Origin of the sequence: Candidatus Leptovillus gracilis (assembly GCA_016716065.1) — a bacterium.
Lineage (GTDB): Bacteria > Chloroflexota > Anaerolineae > Promineifilales > Promineifilaceae > Leptovillus > Leptovillus gracilis.
On record JADJXA010000003.1, the window covers coordinates 102,524 to 118,591 of the forward strand.

Here is a 16,068-nt window from a genome sequence, read left to right on the forward strand (position 1 = left end):
TTCTTTCCACTCCGGTTGGATGTCCAGCGTGTCGGTCTGCTGGCAAAGGATGTGCGATATTAATTTGAAGGTTTCAATGACTCTGCGATCTGTAAAAGCGTCTCCGTATCAATCCCCGATCCAATTAAATGAAGGCTAATACCGTTTACTTCCCACACGACTGAGGTTCCATCTATCAAAGCAACCGTCATGTCTCCAACTAACACTTCTTCCATTGATCCTTCCGTATCAACTGCAGATGCTTGGGCGTCAACCTCGGCGGTATATTCGTTTACGTCTTGAGCAGTATACCCTCCCTTTGATTGGTAGAGTCCAATACGGCCAGTCGGCCCTTCGTAAATGACGAAAATTGCATAGGGTGGAAGTCCCATAAGCCTGATCTCAGTCATTGAATAGCCGTTCGGCACGTAACCTGGCAGCATCATGGAGTAACCGGCTTCTGTAAAGGCTTGTTCTAGTGAAACGATTTCATTTCGTACGCCGTCAGCGCAGCAACCACCAAGATTGTGACCCTCAAAGCTATAAGACCATGCTCTCCCCTCGGCTAACTCGCGCTCGAATTGCGCTTTCAACTCATCGAGGTTTTCCGGCTGGCTCTCTTGCACCACTTGACTGGCAGTAGTGTTCTCCCATCGTAGCTGGCGAAGGAATTCTTGCACAGACGCTAATGCGGAACGACCCGTTGGCAGGATAAGTAGCAAACCCAACAGCACAATGATTGCTATTCCTGCCCGTACCGTCAACCGACGACCTGGTATCAATAGCTGTGCCAGCGACCACCGTCGAGTATGAGGTTCTTGTCTTGCCTCTAGCTGCTGCCACAACTGACGGTGAAGTTGAAGTTTCAACGGTTCGCTGTTAGGGAACTCAAGCGTGTGTAAACGATTAGCCAAGAGTACTAGAGCATCGTCATGACTTAGGTCCTCGCTCCCGTCCAGGTGCTTGCCCGCAAGCAAAGCATCTACTTCTTCTGAAAACTCTATTGCTTTTTGTTCAAAATCATTCATCAGTCACCTTCCTCTGGTGTTTCTTGCCTCAGCTTTTTCATGGCTCGATAAAGAATAACAGCTACATGGTTATCTGATAGCTTTAGAAGATCCGCAATCTCGCCATTGCCCAGCCCTGCACCGAATTTCAAACCAATGATTTCCCTTTCGCGATCTGCAAGGCAAGCGATTTTCGCCAATAATTCTTCACTGCTCAGTTGTTCAAGTACTTGTTGCTCAGTGAACCGCGTATTTGTTGCTTCCAGGGGGATCTCTTCTAATGGCCCTTCTGACCGTGCCTTATCCCGGTAGTAGTCTACGACGACGTTATGGGCAATGCGAAAGAGCCAGGGGCTAAATTCGCCGTGTTTTTCTCGATAGCTGCTGATCCGCTCTACCACTTTCAAAAAGATAGTTGACACGATATCTTCAGTTACTGTACGCTCCCCTACTCGATAGTAAACATATTTGTAAACGCGGGGAAAATAATGTTCATATAAGTCAGTAAAAGCCCGTATATCATTTTGCGAACGTTGGATTAATTCTGCTTCTAGCTTTTTATTCAAGATCATCTCGCCCATCTGAATCGTTTCCACTTCATTTGTCCATTCTATATGAATATATACGGCTAACTCGCAGGAATATGACGAGGCTTTGGGTAATTGGTCATGGCGTTCGCGGTAAACTTGTCCACACCTAGGAGCCGCTTCAGTACCCAACCCAATCTCCAACTTGGATAATAAGCCCATAATTACAACCCCGCAGGGCGGCAGCATCGTCATCCCCACCTGCCGCGCTTCGGCCAGAGCATCGGCCATCTCCGGCGCGATGGGGCGCTGGCGGTGGACGCCAAAGAGGACAATCTGGCGGAAGCGCTCATACTCGCCGTCGGGGAAGCGGTAGACCTGCACGTGTTGGAAGTAGGCGGTCAGGTAGTCGGCCAGCTTGCGGCTGCGCAGGATGTGGCGCGGCACGACGTAAACCAGCAGACCGCCCGGCTGCAAGTACGGCCGTGTACGCCAGAGGAACTGGTATTCGGCACGGCCGTTGGACCCGTCCATCCTCTGTTCCTCATCATCCCGCAGATAGGGCGGGTTGAGATAGAGCAGGTTGTAGCCGCTGCGGGGGCTTTTCAGGCTCAGGTAACTGTCGTGGAGAAGGAATTTCGGAACCTGTCCTGAGCCTGTCGAAGGATTTCGGATTGCGGATTGCGGAATCTGTCCCCCATCCGCAATCCGAAATCCGAAATCCGCAATTCTTCCCTGGGCTATTTTCGCCCGGTCTTCGTGCAGCTCGACGCCGTAAGGTTTCCAGGCCCAGGCCTCGGCCAGGGTGACCAGCGCTGCGCCTTCACCGGCGCACGGGTCCAGCAGACGGCCACCGTGCGGGGCGGTGATGTGGCTGGCGATGAGGGACGTAACAGTCGGGGGCAGGGGGAAGTACCCCGCTTTTTCGATATTGGCGAGTCGGGTCATGGTTGTTTCCTTTTAGCGAGAGCTAGAGTGGGAGCTAGTGTGGGTTGACAAAGTAATTGAATAGAGTGACAAAGTTGTTGAATAATTGACAGAGTTATTGAATAAATCCTCTGGCTGAATGCTCCGGCATAGAGATTTTCTCTGGTGGAAGGCTCATCTGAGGAATCTGGCCTGGAGAGGGTCCATTCACTAACTTTGTCAAAACAGGAGGTTTTATGCAGTAACTCTGGCAAAACCTATTCACTAACTTTGTCAAAGTCGCCTAATCTTCACGAGAGGCTTATTCAATAACTTTGTCAACCTACACAGAGCGAGAGCGAGAGGGGAGAGATAGAGATAGAGTAGGAAGAGAAGGGCTGTGGGTGGAATTATCCTGTCTTCTTTAGGGGATGGAGGTCGCCCCATCGGGCGCGTTAGCGCCGGTTCCACTGCTCAGTTGTCAACGACAGATAGCGTTGTTATCATGAATGAGTGTTCTGTTTGTTGACGAGCGATTGGCAACTTTGTCCGCCTGACAGGTAACGGCCGTCTGTCTGTTGCCGAAAGCGGTCGTCGCTGTATTTACACGTTGCGCCAGGAGGTACAAATGGCTCAATTTGGTTCCTTTGACGAACTGCTACATTCCGTAGACCCAACGCTGGCGCAGATAGCTTATCGCCTGCGCGAGATAATCATCACGTTACACCCCCAGACGATTGAAGTAATCCGTCTGGGCGATAACGCGGCTTCCTATGGCCTCGGCCCGAAGAAAATGAGCGAAGCATATTGCTACATCATGCCACAAAAGCAATGGGTGAATCTTGGCTTTTATCACGGCGTCGCCCTGCCAGACCCCCAGGGGGTGCTGGAAGGGAGTGGTAAGCGGCTGCGTCATGTCAAAGTCCACTCTCTGGCAGCGATAGAACAACCGGCTGTGTCGGCTCTGGTGGCCGCCGCGCTGGCCGAGCGCCGCGCCGCGCACGGCCCCACCACTCGATAATCCAACCGTCTCCACTAGTACCCAAGTCCTATTCTTCACGCCTTCTTCACAGGCGGTAATCCGGGCTGTGTTAGAATCTCCTGGGCATAAGCGAACACATGTGCTAATCTGCGTGTTCGCCCAGCCCTTCTGATAATGCCCGACCTACGCGACTTCCTCCCCTGGCGGCAGCATGGCCGCCTGCTCCCTCTGGTTCACATCCGGCCGGAACTGCTGACGGCCGTTGCCCAAATCGCCGCCCAAGAGAATCTGCCCGTAGGCGCTGTCGTCAACGACCTGCTGCATTTTGCTCTGGCCGAACGCCGCGAAGCAAACGCCGCCCTGGCTACCTGGCAACACCTCACCGACCGGGAAAAAGAGGTCGCCGGTCTCATTTGGCTGGGCTTGACCAATGCGGAAATCGCGCAACGCCTGGTTCTCTCCCCCAACACGGTCAAGACCCACATCCGCCATATTCTGGACAAATTCGGCCTGAACAGCAAAGAAGCGCTGCGGCGGGAACTCGCCGGCCTGGATTTTAGCGATTGGCTAGATGGCCGGTCGGCGTCGGACAATACCGCCATCCCTACCGGCTCACCCCATGGGGTTACTCCCTGACATCACCCCCATATCATCACCCAGGGCGATTGAATCGCTCTGCCCCGGTCGCTATGCTGCGGCTGTATGGACTACCCGCCTCTGCCACCCCATGAACAGGGACTGACGGCCGTCATCGGCTGGCCCCACCAGGATGCGATTCTGGAACTCGTCGCCCGGCTGGCCCTCAGCGGCCCCGTGCGCGTGTTGGTTGGCGGCAACCGCTTTGACGCCCAACATATGGCGCGCCTGGTGCGGCGACACACCACCCGCCTGGACGAGACTCTGGCCCGCATTCATCTGGCACGGCCGTTCACTTGCTACCAGACCATCACCCTCCTGGAACAAACCATCGGCGACATGCCCCTGGTCTGCCTCGACCTGCTAACCACCTTCTACGATGACGCAGTGTCTCTGCCGGAGCGTATCCGCCTGACGCGCATAGCCGTCACCCACCTGCGCCGCTGTCGAGCGCAGGTCCCGGTACTGGTCACGCTGCGCCCACCGCCACCGTCTACCGCCGACCTGACGCCTATCGTCCAGGCCGCCGCCGACCAGGTCTACCGCTACGCTCTGCCCCCTGCCATGCAGCAACCTTGGCTGTTGCGTGCGGAGTGAAGAGAGTGAATAATCCGAATTCTTGGTGGTTTCGTGAGTCGGCGCACGGCCATGAATGAAAGCCTGGGAGCGCAGGCGTCTCGCCTGCCGGGGCGGACGGGACGTCCGCGCTCCCATTTTCAAGGGAGGGACAATGGGCCGCACACTGGCCACGACCAATCAGACCATCCTCAATGAAATCGCCCACTTCCCGGGGGCGGGGGGGGGGGGGCGCCCCCCCCCCCCCGGGGGGGGGGGGGGGGGCCCGGGGTCCCCGGGGGGCGAGGGGGGGGGGGGGGGGGGGGGTGTCCGCGGGGGGGGGGCCCCCCCCCCCCGGGGGGGGCCGGGGGGGGGGGGGGCCGGGGGGGGGGGGGGGGGGGGGGGGGGCCCCCCCGGGGGCGCGCGGGGGCCGGGGGGGGGGGGGGGGGGGGGGGCGCCGGGCCCCCGGGCCCCGGGGGGGGGGGGGGGGGGGGGCCCCCGGGGGCGCCCCGTGGCCCCCCCCCCCCCCCCCCCCCGCCCCCCCCCCCCCCCGGGCCGGGGGGGGGGGGGGGGGGGGGCGGGGGGGGGGGGGGGCGGGGGCGGGGGCGGGGGGGGGCGGGGGGGGGGTGGGGGGGGGGGGGGGGGGGGCTCTGCCCCCCCCCCCCCCCCCCCCCCCCCCCCCCCCCCCGGTGCTGGGTCTTGTTTTTTGGTCGGGGCGCGGGGCTCCCGCCGCCCCCCCCGGGGGGGGGGGGGGGGGGGGGGGGGGGGGGGGGGCCCGGGGGGCCCCCCGTCTGCCCGGGGGGGTTTCCTTCCCCCCCCCCCCCCGCCGGCCCCCCCCCGGCCGCCCGCGGGGGGGGGGGGGCCGGGGGGGGGGGGGGGGGGGGGGGCCCCGCGGGGGGGCGGCGGGTCCCCCCTCCCTCCCCCCCCCGGGGGGGGGGTTGGGGGGGGGGCCCCCGCCCCCTTTTTGTTTTGGGGGGGGGGTGCCGGCTCGGGGCCGGGCCCCCGGGGGGGGGGCCCGGCGGGCCCCGGCCGGCCCCGGGGGGGGCCCCCCCCCCCCCCCCCCGGGGGGGGGGGGGGGGGGGGGGGGGGGGGGGTGGGGGGGGGGGTTTTTGTTTGGGCCCGTGTTTCCCCGTCGGGGCGCCCCCCCCGCGCTTTCCCCGGGCCGCCCCCCCCCCTCCCCCCCCCGGGCCCCTTTTCCGGGGGGGGGGGCGGGCCGGGGGGCGGGGGGTCGGGGGGGGGGGGGCCGGGGGGCCCCCCCGGGGGGGGGGGGGGGCCCTCCCCGCGTCGCCCCCGGCGGGTTCTCCCGCCCCGGGGGGGGGGGCCGCCTTTTTTTCCCGGGGGGGGGGCCGCCCCCCCCCCGCCCCCCGGCGCGGGGGGGGGGGGGGCGGCCCCCCGGGCTGGGGGGGGGGGGGGCTCCCCCCCCCCCGCGGGGGGGGGGCCCGGGGGGCCCCCTGGTGGGGGTTGGGGGGGGGCGCCGCCCGGGTTTGGCCCCCCCCCTTCCTCTTTTTTTTCCCTTTTCCCCCCCGCCCGGGGGGGGCGTCTTTGTCTTTTCCCGGCCTTCTTTGCCGGGGGTTGTGCCCCCCCCCCGGGGGGGGGGGGGGGGGGTCCCGGGGGGCCCCGGGGGGGTTTTTTTTTGTCGTGGGGGGGGTTTTTTTTTTTCGTTGGCCGCACTTCCGCAACTTCCGCCGGGCGCTGCGGCCGCCCGACCAGGCCCGGCTGGACACCCTCTTCGCCGCGGCGCGACAGCACACGGCGGCCATCAGCCTGGCCGACCACGCCCTGCCCTTCGAGGCCATCCTCCTGGCGATGCTCCTGGAGCAACAGCGCCGCATCGAACAGCTGGAGAGCGAGAGGATAGAGCTAGAGCGAGAGGAAGAAGAGGAAGAGGCGGAAGCGTGACGTGTTTTCCCGCTCTTCCTCTTACTCTTACTCTAGCTCTCGCTCTAGCTCTAGCTTCCGCCCATGAACCGTGACTATCAAGGCTGGCTGTTGGATGTTTACGCCCACCCTGAAAGCGGCCTCACGCTCTGGCTGTTGGACGAGGCTGGCCCAGAACAAGGCCGAAGCCGTTGCCGCCAGTTGCGCCAGCCTTTCACCACCACCTTCTATGCCGCCGGCCCCTTCCCCCGCCTGCGGGCGCTGTGGCAGTGCGCCCAGCGGCAGAAAACCGCCGTGCGCCTGTCGCGCCAGCAGCGGCAAGACCTCTTCACCGGGCCGGTAGACGTGCTGGCGATGACGGTGGATACGGCCGTGCAGCCCGCCTTCTTCCGCCAGGTGCAGCAGGCCTTTCCCGACCTGGACTACTTCGACGCCGACTTGCCCGTCTCGGTGCAGTACGCTGCCCGCTGCGACTGGTTTCCGACGTTGCCCGGCCGGGTGGTCGTAGATGAGCAAGACACTATCCTGGCTGTTACCCCACTGACCGACCGCTGGGCGGTCGAACGGCCGCTTCCCCCGCTGCGCATCCTCACCCTGACTCCCGACTGCGACCCCTCTCTGGTTGAACCCCGGCAACTCCTCGTTGGTTTTGGCGAGCAGACGGCGCGCTATCCGCTGGACAACCCCCGGCTGCTGCTCATCGGCTTGCAAGCCCAACTGCGGCACCGTGACCCTGACCTCATCCTCAGCCGGTGGGGCGATACCTGGCTCTTCCCGACGCTGCGCCGCTGGGCGGCCGCCAGCGGCATCTCCTTCCACCCCAGCCGCGACCCGGCCCGCGCCTGGCAGGTAAAACCGGGCGGCAGCACCTTCACCTATGGCATGGTCCTCTACCGCGGCGAGCAGACCTGCCTCTTTGGCCGCTGGCATATTGACATCGAGAATGCTCCCCTGTTCGCCGAGTACGGCCTGGACGGCGTGCTGGAGCAGACGGCCGTCACCGGATTGCCGCTGCAAGCGGTGGCCCGCCGCAGCCCCGGCGCCGGCATCACCGCTATGCAGATGTTGACCGCCGTGCGCCGCGGCGTGCTGGTCCCGGTGACCAAACAGCAGGCGGAACGCTACAAAAGCGTCCGCGCCCTGCTGCGCGCCGACCGGGGCGGGCTGGTCTTTCAGCCGCAGGTCGGGCTGCACGCTGACGTGCTGGAGATTGACTTTATCTCCATGTACCCCTCTATCATCGCCCGCTTCAACGTCTCGCCGGAGACGGTCGGGCAGGGGGATGGCCCGGTGGCCACCGTGCCCGAACTGGGGCTGTCCATTGACCAATCCCACCCCGGCCTGCTGCCGGAGACGCTGACCCCGCTGCTGCAGAAGCGGCTGACCATTAAGCGGCAACTGGCGGAGTTGACGCGCCGGGACTGCCGCCGCCCGGCGCTGCAGGCGAGGGCGGCGGCCTTGAAGTGGCTGCTGGTGGTCGCCTTCGGCTATGCCGGGTACAAGCGGGCGCGTTTCGGCCGCATCGAGACCCATGAGGCCATCACCGCTTACAGCCGCGAGGCGCTGCTGCGGGCCAAGGAGACGGCCGAAGCGCTGGGCTACCAGGTACTCCACCTCTACGTGGATGGCCTCTGGGTGCAGCGCCGGGGGGTAAAGACGGCTGCCGCCGCCCAGCCGCTGCTGGACGCCATCGAAGCGGCGACCGGGCTGCCCATCGCTCTGGAGGGTTTCTACCGCTGGATTGCTTTCCTACCTTCCAGACAGGATGCCCGCGTGCCAGTGCCCAATCGTTACTTCGGCGTCTTTGAAGATGGCGCGGTGAAGGCGCGAGGCATCGAACTGCGGCGGCACGACACGCCGCCCTTTGTCGTCGGGGCGCAGGCGGCGGTGCTGGCCTACCTGGCGCGGCGGGTGATGGATACGGACACGGCCGTCTGGCATGACTGCCGCGCCGACTTGCTGGCGTTGGTGGACGGCCGTTTGCAGGCGCTGCGCCGGGGGCAGGTGGACCCGGCCGACCTGCTGCTGGCCCAACGTCTCAGCCGGCCGCCCGCCGAGTACACGACGCCGTCGCCGGCAGCGCGGGCGGCGACGCAGTTGCAGGCAGTGGGCAAGGAACGGTATCCGGGGCAGCGAATTCAGTTTATTCTGACGCGGGGTAAGCCGGATGTGTATGCCTGGGGGCTGCCACGGCCGTTGGACCCGGCACGGGTGGACGTGGCCCGCTATGAGGTGTTGACGCTGCGGGCGGTGCAGACGGTCTTGCAGCCCTGGGGGGTGTCGTCGGGGCTGCTGGCCGAGGGGTTGGCCGGCGGTTGGCGGCAGAGCCGGCTGCCGCTGGGGCGTGGAGGCTGTTAGAAACCCATTTCCCCGGCTGCCAATCTTGTCTACCTCATCCTATGACACCGCTCCGCGCTGGCAGCGCCTAATAGCAAGTAAAATCAGCTTTTACACCAACATCTCTGTAACTCCGATACCATACACTCGGATTGACAAATGTCACATTTCCTCGTTCCAGGCAATAACTCTGGGGAGATAAATGACCAGACCATCATCTGCTTCCACCCACTTCCGTACATCTGACGCAGCAAATTGGGCGTAAATCACTATAGCAAGGAGAGACTGTTAAAAGCCAATCTCCCCTTCCGCCAGCCCACCCTGTACCACCACCTGCCAGTTCTCCGGCGCGGGCAGCACCCGCCAGGCGGCGTAGCCCTGTCCCTCGCCTTCGTCGAGCAGGGTGATGAGCTTCTCCGCACGGCCGTTCGTCCACAAGTACACCGCCCACTCCGGCAGCAGCGGCAGGGCCAGCGCCTTGTTGAGCATGGCGTAGAACAGCGGCGGGATAGATTGACGGCCGTCGTCGAGCAAGTAAAACGGCCATTCCGGGTTCATCGCCTGCAAGCTGGCCTGTTTGTGGATGAGCGCCGCGTGCTGCCAGCCGCAGGACAGCGTCGTCTGCACCTTCACGTGCGCCTTCATCCCGTCCAGCGCCACCCGCTTGCGCCCCAGCCAGTGAACCTTGCCCCCACCGACCAGCGCCGCCCAGTTGGCCTTCACCGCCTCTTTGACCCCTACCATCTCCAGGTAGACCAACGTGTCGTCCTGGTCGTCCACGGCGATGGCTGGGGTCAGGACGGCAAAACCTTTGGCCAATGAGAGCTTACGGCCGGCGTCGTTTTGGACGCGCACCTCTTTTAAGATGACCTGTTGGGCCGCCTGTCCCTCCTGTTTGGGCCGGAAGTGATAAGGTTGCAGCCAGGTCAGGGTCGTCTGGTAGCCCATCTGCCGCAGCGCCGGCTGGAGCGGGCCTTCGGCCAGTAACTGCTTCGTCTGCCACTCACCGACCGACCGTGCCTGACGCAGAACAGCCGTCAGCACATCACCCAGCAAGAGCGCCGGGCCGAATTCAGTCGTTACCGGCGTCAGGGCGGCCAGTTTTTCAGCCAGCGTCACCCCATCTACCAGTTCCAGCGGCGCGGGGCGGTATTCGTCTCCGGTGGCGACCGGATGATAGCCATGCCCGGCCAGCGTCGCCGCCACCAGGTCGGCCAGCGCCGGGGGGAGTTCCTGGATGTAGAAGCCCCGGCCATACGCCCCCAGGCAGGCCTGGTAGTGGACGCTGCGAGCGGCAACCGGACGGCCGTTTTCCTTGCGCAGGTAGTCGTCGAGGCGGCGGTGCGCCCCGGCTTCATCGAGTGGCAAGGGGCGCACGTAGCGGCTGTCGTCGCCGGCGCCTTCCTTCTGCCAGCCCTCATGCGCCGCTATCTCATCCACCTGGGTCTGGATGACTGCCTGCTGCCCAGCGTTTAGCTCCGGCCAGCGACGGCCGTAACGCTCCCAACCGCTCTGCGTCCAGACCGTCAGGCACGCTAGCGCCTGCTGCGGTCGGTCGCTCCGGGTCGGCACCAGCCGTAACTGCTGCCGCACCTTTTCCTCGTCCAGCGGCGGGTACTGCCGCCGGTAGCTGCCCCGCGCCGCAAAGGGCACGGCCGGCGGCGTCAACTCGACGGCCTCACCGAAACCGATGTGGGCGCACGCCTTGGCCGTCGTTTGGGCCACCACCTGGTACGCTTCGGTCGTCTGGATGCCATCCGGGTACAGCGCTGACGCCACCACCTGCAAGGCAGCCGCGTCGGGCAGATAAACCGCCCCGTCCACGGTGAGGGTGGGGATGGCGGCCAGACCGTCCAGAATCGCCTGCCGTTTGCCTTCTTTGGTGCGCGGGTAGGCGCGGGCCTCGCCGTGGACTGTCAGGTAGATTTCCCCCGTCGCCGTCGCGGGTGGGGGAGAGGGGGTTGTCACGCTGTTCATGGGTTCCTCCATTATCTGAGTCGGTCGTGGTTGGCGTGGCTGGTTGTCCTGGTCAGCCATCCCGGCCATTTGCCGAGACGACAGCCCGGCCGTTTTCGCGCAGCGGCGCATTCTGCGGCGCAGACCGTTTGGGCCGCGCCGGGGCAGCTTCCGCCGCCCGCTCCAATGCCAACGCCAGGCTGCCGATGAGCAGGACACGGGTCAGCCACACCATCACGGCAATGAAGATGGGGGCGGCGTCCATGACGGCCGTTTGCCCCACAATCCCCACGCCCACTTGTGCGCGGCGCGGCGCAATGAGGACAACCATCGCGTACCAGGTCATTACCGCGTTCATCGTCGCCCCCAACAACCACGCCCCGGTCAGCAGCCACACTTCGCGCGGCTCATCTTCCCAGGTCGCGGCCGGCGTCAGGATGCGCGCCAGCCCGGCGAAGTCTATGCTGCCAAAGGCCAGCGCCAGCACCAACGCCCATTCCAACCCCCAGAACCGCTGCCCGGCCATCAGCTGATTAAGGGCAAAGCGGGTGGTGTCGAAGTTAAACGTCTCAAAGGCCACCAATCCCACCACCAGAATGGCGATGATGACCCCGGCCCTATGTCGCATGAAATCTTGTCTGTGAATCATGGTTCCTCCTGGTAGTCTGGTAGTCCTGTCGTCTCGTAGTCGGGTAGTGATGCCGCCAGGTACACCACCGAGTAACTCTATGCCTACTCGACTACTCAACTAATCAAACGCTGGCCCACGCTCTTTTAAACTCACGAACTGCCCGCCCTGGCCGATGACTACGTGGTCCAGCACTTCTATGTCTAGCAGCTTGCCCGCCTTGACCAACTGGCGGGTGACGTTAACGTCTTCCGGCGAGGGCGTGGGGTCGCCTGAAGGATGGTTGTGGGCGACAATGACGGCCGCCGCCGGCGCTTCGATGGCTGCCCGGAAGATTTCGCCCACCCGTACCACGCTGCTGTTCAGGCTCCCTTTGTAGACAGCCTGGATGCCTAACACCCGATTCCGTGTGTCCAACAGGATGACGTGCATCTCTTCCTGGTCCAGATGGGCCAGTCGCGGAGCCAATACCGCCGCCGCCTCTGCCGGGCTGGAGACACGCGGCTTCTCGTCGGCCGACGGCGCTTGCAGGCGGCGGCTCAGTTCCAACACGGCCACCAACCGCGCCGCCTGCGCCTCGCCGATGCCCCGGATTTGCATGAGCTGCGCCTTGCTGGCCCGCGCCAGTTTGTGCAGCGTGCCGAAGCGGGCCAACAGGTCGGCGGCAATGCCGGGAGCCTCACCCATACCTAAGACCAGGGCCAATAACTCGGTGGTCGCCAGAGCGTCGCTGCCATGCTGCTGCAAGCGGTAGAGCGGTCGCTCCTCGGCCGGTAAATCGCAAACACGCCGACGGGAGACGGCCGTCAACGGCCGTGGCAGATAACCAAGAGATAGTTGTGTGGTCATGAGATCCTTTTCCTTGAAAAAGGGGTAAGCAAAAGGCTCCACCTCTTCCTCACCCTTTCCTTCTTTTTGTTTGCTGTTCTTCCACCAGAATTGCCAGCCGTCCATGAGATTTTCGGACAAGTTGTGACATTACCTGTCAAATCGTTGTATAATAGGTAGCAGCCGTCGACGTCCGCACCGGCGGGATATAAACCAGCGGGGCACTGAACTTAATCCTCACGCAGAGGGGCAATGAGTTCGCTAGCGCCAGATCTCCCACAGGGGGGTCTGGCGCTTTCTTTTTCTCCAGGACGGCCGTCAGGCCGATGCGGGTTCGCTGACCGGGACCAACACCGCCCAATGGCGCGAGCCATCCAGCCAAAGCTGGCTGCCAGGCACGTGGGCCAGCAGCCGCCTGGCCCGCCACTTCGGCCGCAACCGTCGGGCGATGACGCGGAACTGCCCAATTTCCGGTCGGCCAACCACGTCGCCCACCTGCGCGTTGTCCCACAGGACAGGCGTGTCGCCCACCGGCCGCCCGTCGGCGATCAGGACATGGGCCATCGCCGCCAGTGCCTGCTGCACGGCCGTTGCCGCCGTCCGCTCAGCCGCGGCATCCAGCAGCCGGTAAGCCTCGGCCAGTTTGTGAATGGGCGAGATAGCTTTGGGCCGGTAAGGCTGGAAGCCGAACGACTCCACTACGTAGAGTGCGCCATCTTCGGTTGCCAGCAGGTCGCCAACGGCCGTGCTGCGCAGGTGGGGGGTGACGGCCGGGTCGTTGAACCAACTGGGATAAAGATATCCGTGCTGCGTCCAGGCGTAGGCCGCGCCCAACATATCGTTTAGCTCCAGTCCGGCGGTGGTGATGTTGACGCTGGCCGTGGGCCGAACGGGCGGCACAATCTGGCTGTGGCTGCCATCATAGTCGAGAAAGTGGGGATTGTGGTAGACCTGAATGGTGGGCATCTGTGTGTTACCTCCGTAATTTGTCCCAGAATTCGGGCGAGAACTGCCAGTCGCCAAACCCCGGCTGGCCACGGTCGAAGTATTCCACATACCGCTGCCGGATTTCTGGGCGCGGCAGACCCCGCGCCGCCAGGGCATCCATGTAGACAGCGTAGTCTTCGTCTTCTTCCAGGTAAGCGAAACGGCCGTTGATATAGGAATACGCCGAAATCTTTGTCTCCAACCCCAGAGCGGCGATGTCGGCCAGAGGGACTTCCAGCCATCCATGCCCCGGGTCGGACACAAACGTTAATTCACTACTGAACTGGTGCATGATTACCTCCTGAGCTAGAGGATAGAGCTAGAGCTAGAGGAAGAACGCCTCTCTTCCTCTAGCTCTAGCTCTCGCTCTCGCTCTTCCTCTCGCTCTCGCTCTTCCTCTCGCTCTCGCTCCATCCTCTAGCTCTCTTCGCCCCATTGGCGGCGTTAGCCGCACAGGGCGGCCAGGCGGCTTACTTCGGCGAACAATACTTCTTCGGCCACCGCTTGTGGGTTATCGCGTAACGCAGACGGCCGTTCCGCCGCCACCCACTTGTCCCAAACCTCGGCTACCAGAGCGGCCGGCAGTAAGCCACGCCGGACAATGTACTCCGTCATCCGTTCGCCGTGTCCCCATAAACCGCGTATCTGTTTCAAGTTGATTTGCGCGTGCGCCTCCAGAATGACGATGAGCCACAATTCTTCCGGGTTCAGCTCGTCCAGTTCGGCCGGATGCATCGCCGCGCAAAAGACACAGGCGGAGAGGCCGGGCGAGGGCAAACCAGCAGCGGCAATGACCCCTTCGCAGTCAGTTCGGTCCAAGCCCCATAGACGCAGCGGATGGACGTACACGTCGCGGGCGCGTGGCCCCTGGCCGGGGGGTCGAGCAACGAAACGAGCGACGCGGCGCGTTTCGGTCAGGTCATAACCGACCAACCGGTAACACGGTCGCGCCCCATACTGCGCCGTCACCCAGCGGTCAATCTCCACCCCCTTGTATTTCAGGCTGCAACTGTGATTGCGCCGGAAGCTAATCGAGGGCAGGGTGCGGTTAGCCAGGCAGTTGCCCGCCAGACTCAGGTAGGCGAAATATTTCGCCGGGCGCTGCATCTCGTACCAGACGTAGGTGATGGACGGGAAACCGGCCTCGGCCAGCCACGCTTCCAGGATGGGCAGGTAGTCGTAGAAACGCCGGTGTTCGTTGCCATACCACTCTCGCCCCACCAGGGCGGTGACGATGGCATCGGGGATGATGGCCCGGCGGCGCAGTTCGATGAGCAGCGCCACCGAGTCCACCCCGACACCATTGGAGACGATGATAGGTGTGTCTAGGGGGAGGGGGCCGCGCAAACGACCGCTTTCCAACACAATCTCCGGCGGAAATAGGCGCAACTGGCGCATCCCGTCCCTCCATTTGGCTATCCCAAGTCGGCTGTGCCTTCCCCCTCGTCCGCACCGCCTCCCGTTACCCAGGTGACGGAATGTGGCGCAACGTGGAAACAGCCTGCACTGAGCTTGTCGAAGTGGCCGTTTAGCCCCAACGTTTCAGACACCGCCCGACAAACCGCGTACAACTCCGTTCCCGACAAGGCAACCCGAACGGCATCATCTGGTTCGCAGACAATGCGCAGGGTCAGGTCAATGGTGTGTAAGTCGTTCATGGACCGCCTCCGTTAATCTATGTAGCCCAACTCTTCGAAGGGGAAGTCGGCCCCGACCAACGCTTCTTCAGCGGCCGTTTGCGCCGTCTCCCCCGCCTCGTACAGGCTGCGAAAGTCTATGTCCGGCAGGTCGTAGACGCTCAGGCCAAAGGCAATGTCGCCCACTACCTGGTCTACGTTTCTCATCCACTCATCAAATGTCATGTCATGGTTCACCTCCAGAGAGCTAGAGGATAGAGCTAGAGCTAGAGGAAGAGGCAGAACTCCTACTCTTCCTCTAGCTCTAGCTCTAGCTCTCGCTTTCGCTCTAGCTCTCGCTCTCGCTTTCGCTCTAGCTCTCGCTCTCGCTGATAAACAAAAAGCCGGTCAACAGACCGGCTAAGAAAACAGATATAGGTAGAGACGGGCATCAGTCCCGATACTTTGCCGCCAGATTCATCTCGTCAGGCGGCCGCCACTCCTCCGGCAGCAGCCAGAGATGGTAGACATGAGCGTCGTCCATCAGGTCTTCAGCCGGTGGATACAACTCCAGCGCCCACCGGCCGGGGTAAACAGCCTGGAACACCTGCCACACCTGCAACCAGGCCAGCCGCCGGTAATCTGGGGTATACACTTTCAAGCGCGCCACCTCGTCCCAGGGCGGCAAATGAATAACGGCCATCGTCTGCACCAACGGCGTATCGGTATCCATCACGCACCTTCTCGCTCCCTCGCAACTTCTTCTGGCCAGGCGATGAGGCCGGTGACGCCGCGCAGGAAGTGGGTTATATCCAGTTCAATCAGGCCATCGGTGTAAACGATATACCCTTCTTGCCGCAGCCGCTCGACCAGTTTCGCTTGCAGTTCTCTGGCCTGCTGCCAGGCTGTCTGGTATTGCTCTCGTTCAGGGGAAGCATCCCCCGCCTGCATGTGGGCGTAAAAGCCCAGCTTCGCAATTTCGCCGTACCAGGAGAGAACTCGCCTGTCCGAAGTAATCGCCTGGACACATAGGCCAATCATTATCTCCCGCCAACTCAGCGCATTGGACGAAGTAGCCTTGCTCCGCTCCAACACATGCACGCGCAACCCTGCCGCCGCCCCCGCTTCCGTCAACAGGTTCTCCAACTCCAGATATTGCAGAACGATTACGTCCATCTTTCCTCCATAGCGAGAGCGAGAGCGAGAGCGCTGTCAACGACAATTAGAAATGCCCATCAACGACAAT

General features: G+C 63.1%; 17 protein-coding genes. 5 read left to right on the top strand and 12 right to left on the bottom strand.

Annotated elements, in window-relative coordinates; translation table 11 throughout:
* Nucleotides 1-59: 59 nt before the first annotated feature.
* Together IPM39_09290 and IPM39_09295 are read right to left on the bottom strand one after the other, a co-directional pair.
* A complete protein-coding gene (locus IPM39_09290) occupies nt 60-1,007 on the bottom strand; it encodes a DUF4367 domain-containing protein (GenBank protein MBK8986260.1) in 948 nt (315 codons plus the stop codon).
* Nucleotides 1,007-2,461: a sigma-70 family RNA polymerase sigma factor gene (locus tag IPM39_09295; GenBank protein ID MBK8986261.1), complete on the bottom strand. Its 1,455-nt coding sequence runs from the start codon at nt 2,459-2,461 to the stop codon at nt 1,007-1,009. Before IPM39_09295 ends, IPM39_09290 begins: the two co-directional genes overlap by 1 nt.
* Before the next feature lie 586 nt (nt 2,462-3,047).
* Between IPM39_09295 and IPM39_09300 the strand changes: the two genes are divergently transcribed.
* From IPM39_09300 to IPM39_09320, 5 genes are all read left to right on the top strand, one after another.
* Nucleotides 3,048-3,440, top strand: a complete 393-nt coding sequence (locus IPM39_09300; GenBank protein MBK8986262.1) for a DUF1801 domain-containing protein — start codon at nt 3,048-3,050, stop codon at nt 3,438-3,440.
* Nucleotides 3,441-3,575: 135 nt separating this feature from the next.
* On the top strand, nt 3,576-4,037 hold the full coding sequence (locus IPM39_09305; protein ID MBK8986263.1) for a hypothetical protein: 462 nt from the start codon (nt 3,576-3,578) through the stop codon (nt 4,035-4,037).
* Nucleotides 4,038-4,103: 66 nt separating this feature from the next.
* The gene (locus IPM39_09310) at nt 4,104-4,634 is read left to right on the top strand and encodes a hypothetical protein (GenBank protein MBK8986264.1); all 531 of its coding nucleotides are present in this window, start codon (nt 4,104-4,106) and stop codon (nt 4,632-4,634) included.
* Nucleotides 4,635-6,230: 1,596 nt separating this feature from the next.
* Nucleotides 6,231-6,491 carry a hypothetical protein gene (locus tag IPM39_09315; GenBank protein MBK8986265.1) on the top strand — a complete coding sequence of 87 codons (261 nt, stop codon included), beginning with the start codon at nt 6,231-6,233 and terminating at the stop codon, nt 6,489-6,491.
* Nucleotides 6,492-6,554: 63 nt separating this feature from the next.
* Complete coding sequence (locus IPM39_09320; GenBank protein ID MBK8986266.1) at nt 6,555-8,828, top strand: hypothetical protein; 2,274 nt, start codon at nt 6,555-6,557, stop codon at nt 8,826-8,828.
* Nucleotides 8,829-9,095: 267 nt separating this feature from the next.
* Here the strand turns inward: IPM39_09320 and IPM39_09325 are convergent, their stop codons facing one another.
* From IPM39_09325 to IPM39_09370, 10 genes are all read right to left on the bottom strand, one after another.
* On the bottom strand, nt 9,096-10,784 hold the full coding sequence (locus IPM39_09325; GenBank protein ID MBK8986267.1) for a hypothetical protein: 1,689 nt from the start codon (nt 10,782-10,784) through the stop codon (nt 9,096-9,098).
* A 52-nt stretch (nt 10,785-10,836) separates the two neighbouring features.
* Nucleotides 10,837-11,412, bottom strand: a complete 576-nt coding sequence (locus IPM39_09330; GenBank protein MBK8986268.1) for a hypothetical protein — start codon at nt 11,410-11,412, stop codon at nt 10,837-10,839.
* A gap of 99 nt (nt 11,413-11,511) precedes the next feature.
* Entirely contained in the window at nt 11,512-12,240 is a 729-nt protein-coding gene (radC, locus tag IPM39_09335) for a DNA repair protein RadC (GenBank protein MBK8986269.1), read from the bottom strand.
* 297 nt (nt 12,241-12,537) lie between these two features.
* On the bottom strand, nt 12,538-13,185 hold the full coding sequence (locus IPM39_09340) for a hypothetical protein (GenBank protein MBK8986270.1): 648 nt from the start codon (nt 13,183-13,185) through the stop codon (nt 12,538-12,540).
* 7 nt (nt 13,186-13,192) lie between these two features.
* Complete coding sequence (locus IPM39_09345) at nt 13,193-13,498, bottom strand: hypothetical protein (protein MBK8986271.1); 306 nt, start codon at nt 13,496-13,498, stop codon at nt 13,193-13,195.
* A gap of 152 nt (nt 13,499-13,650) precedes the next feature.
* On the bottom strand, nt 13,651-14,604 hold the full coding sequence (locus IPM39_09350) for a hypothetical protein (protein ID MBK8986272.1): 954 nt from the start codon (nt 14,602-14,604) through the stop codon (nt 13,651-13,653).
* Between the two features lie 17 nt (nt 14,605-14,621).
* Nucleotides 14,622-14,864, bottom strand: coding sequence for a hypothetical protein (locus tag IPM39_09355; GenBank protein MBK8986273.1), 243 nt, complete (start codon nt 14,862-14,864; stop codon nt 14,622-14,624).
* A gap of 12 nt (nt 14,865-14,876) precedes the next feature.
* Nucleotides 14,877-15,068, bottom strand: a complete 192-nt coding sequence (locus IPM39_09360) for a hypothetical protein (GenBank protein MBK8986274.1) — start codon at nt 15,066-15,068, stop codon at nt 14,877-14,879.
* Nucleotides 15,069-15,273: 205 nt separating this feature from the next.
* A complete protein-coding gene (locus IPM39_09365) occupies nt 15,274-15,555 on the bottom strand; it encodes a hypothetical protein (protein MBK8986275.1) in 282 nt (93 codons plus the stop codon).
* Complete coding sequence (locus IPM39_09370; protein MBK8986276.1) at nt 15,555-15,998, bottom strand: hypothetical protein; 444 nt, start codon at nt 15,996-15,998, stop codon at nt 15,555-15,557. The genes IPM39_09365 and IPM39_09370 overlap by 1 nt, the downstream gene beginning before the upstream one ends.
* Nucleotides 15,999-16,068: the final 70 nt, after the last annotated feature.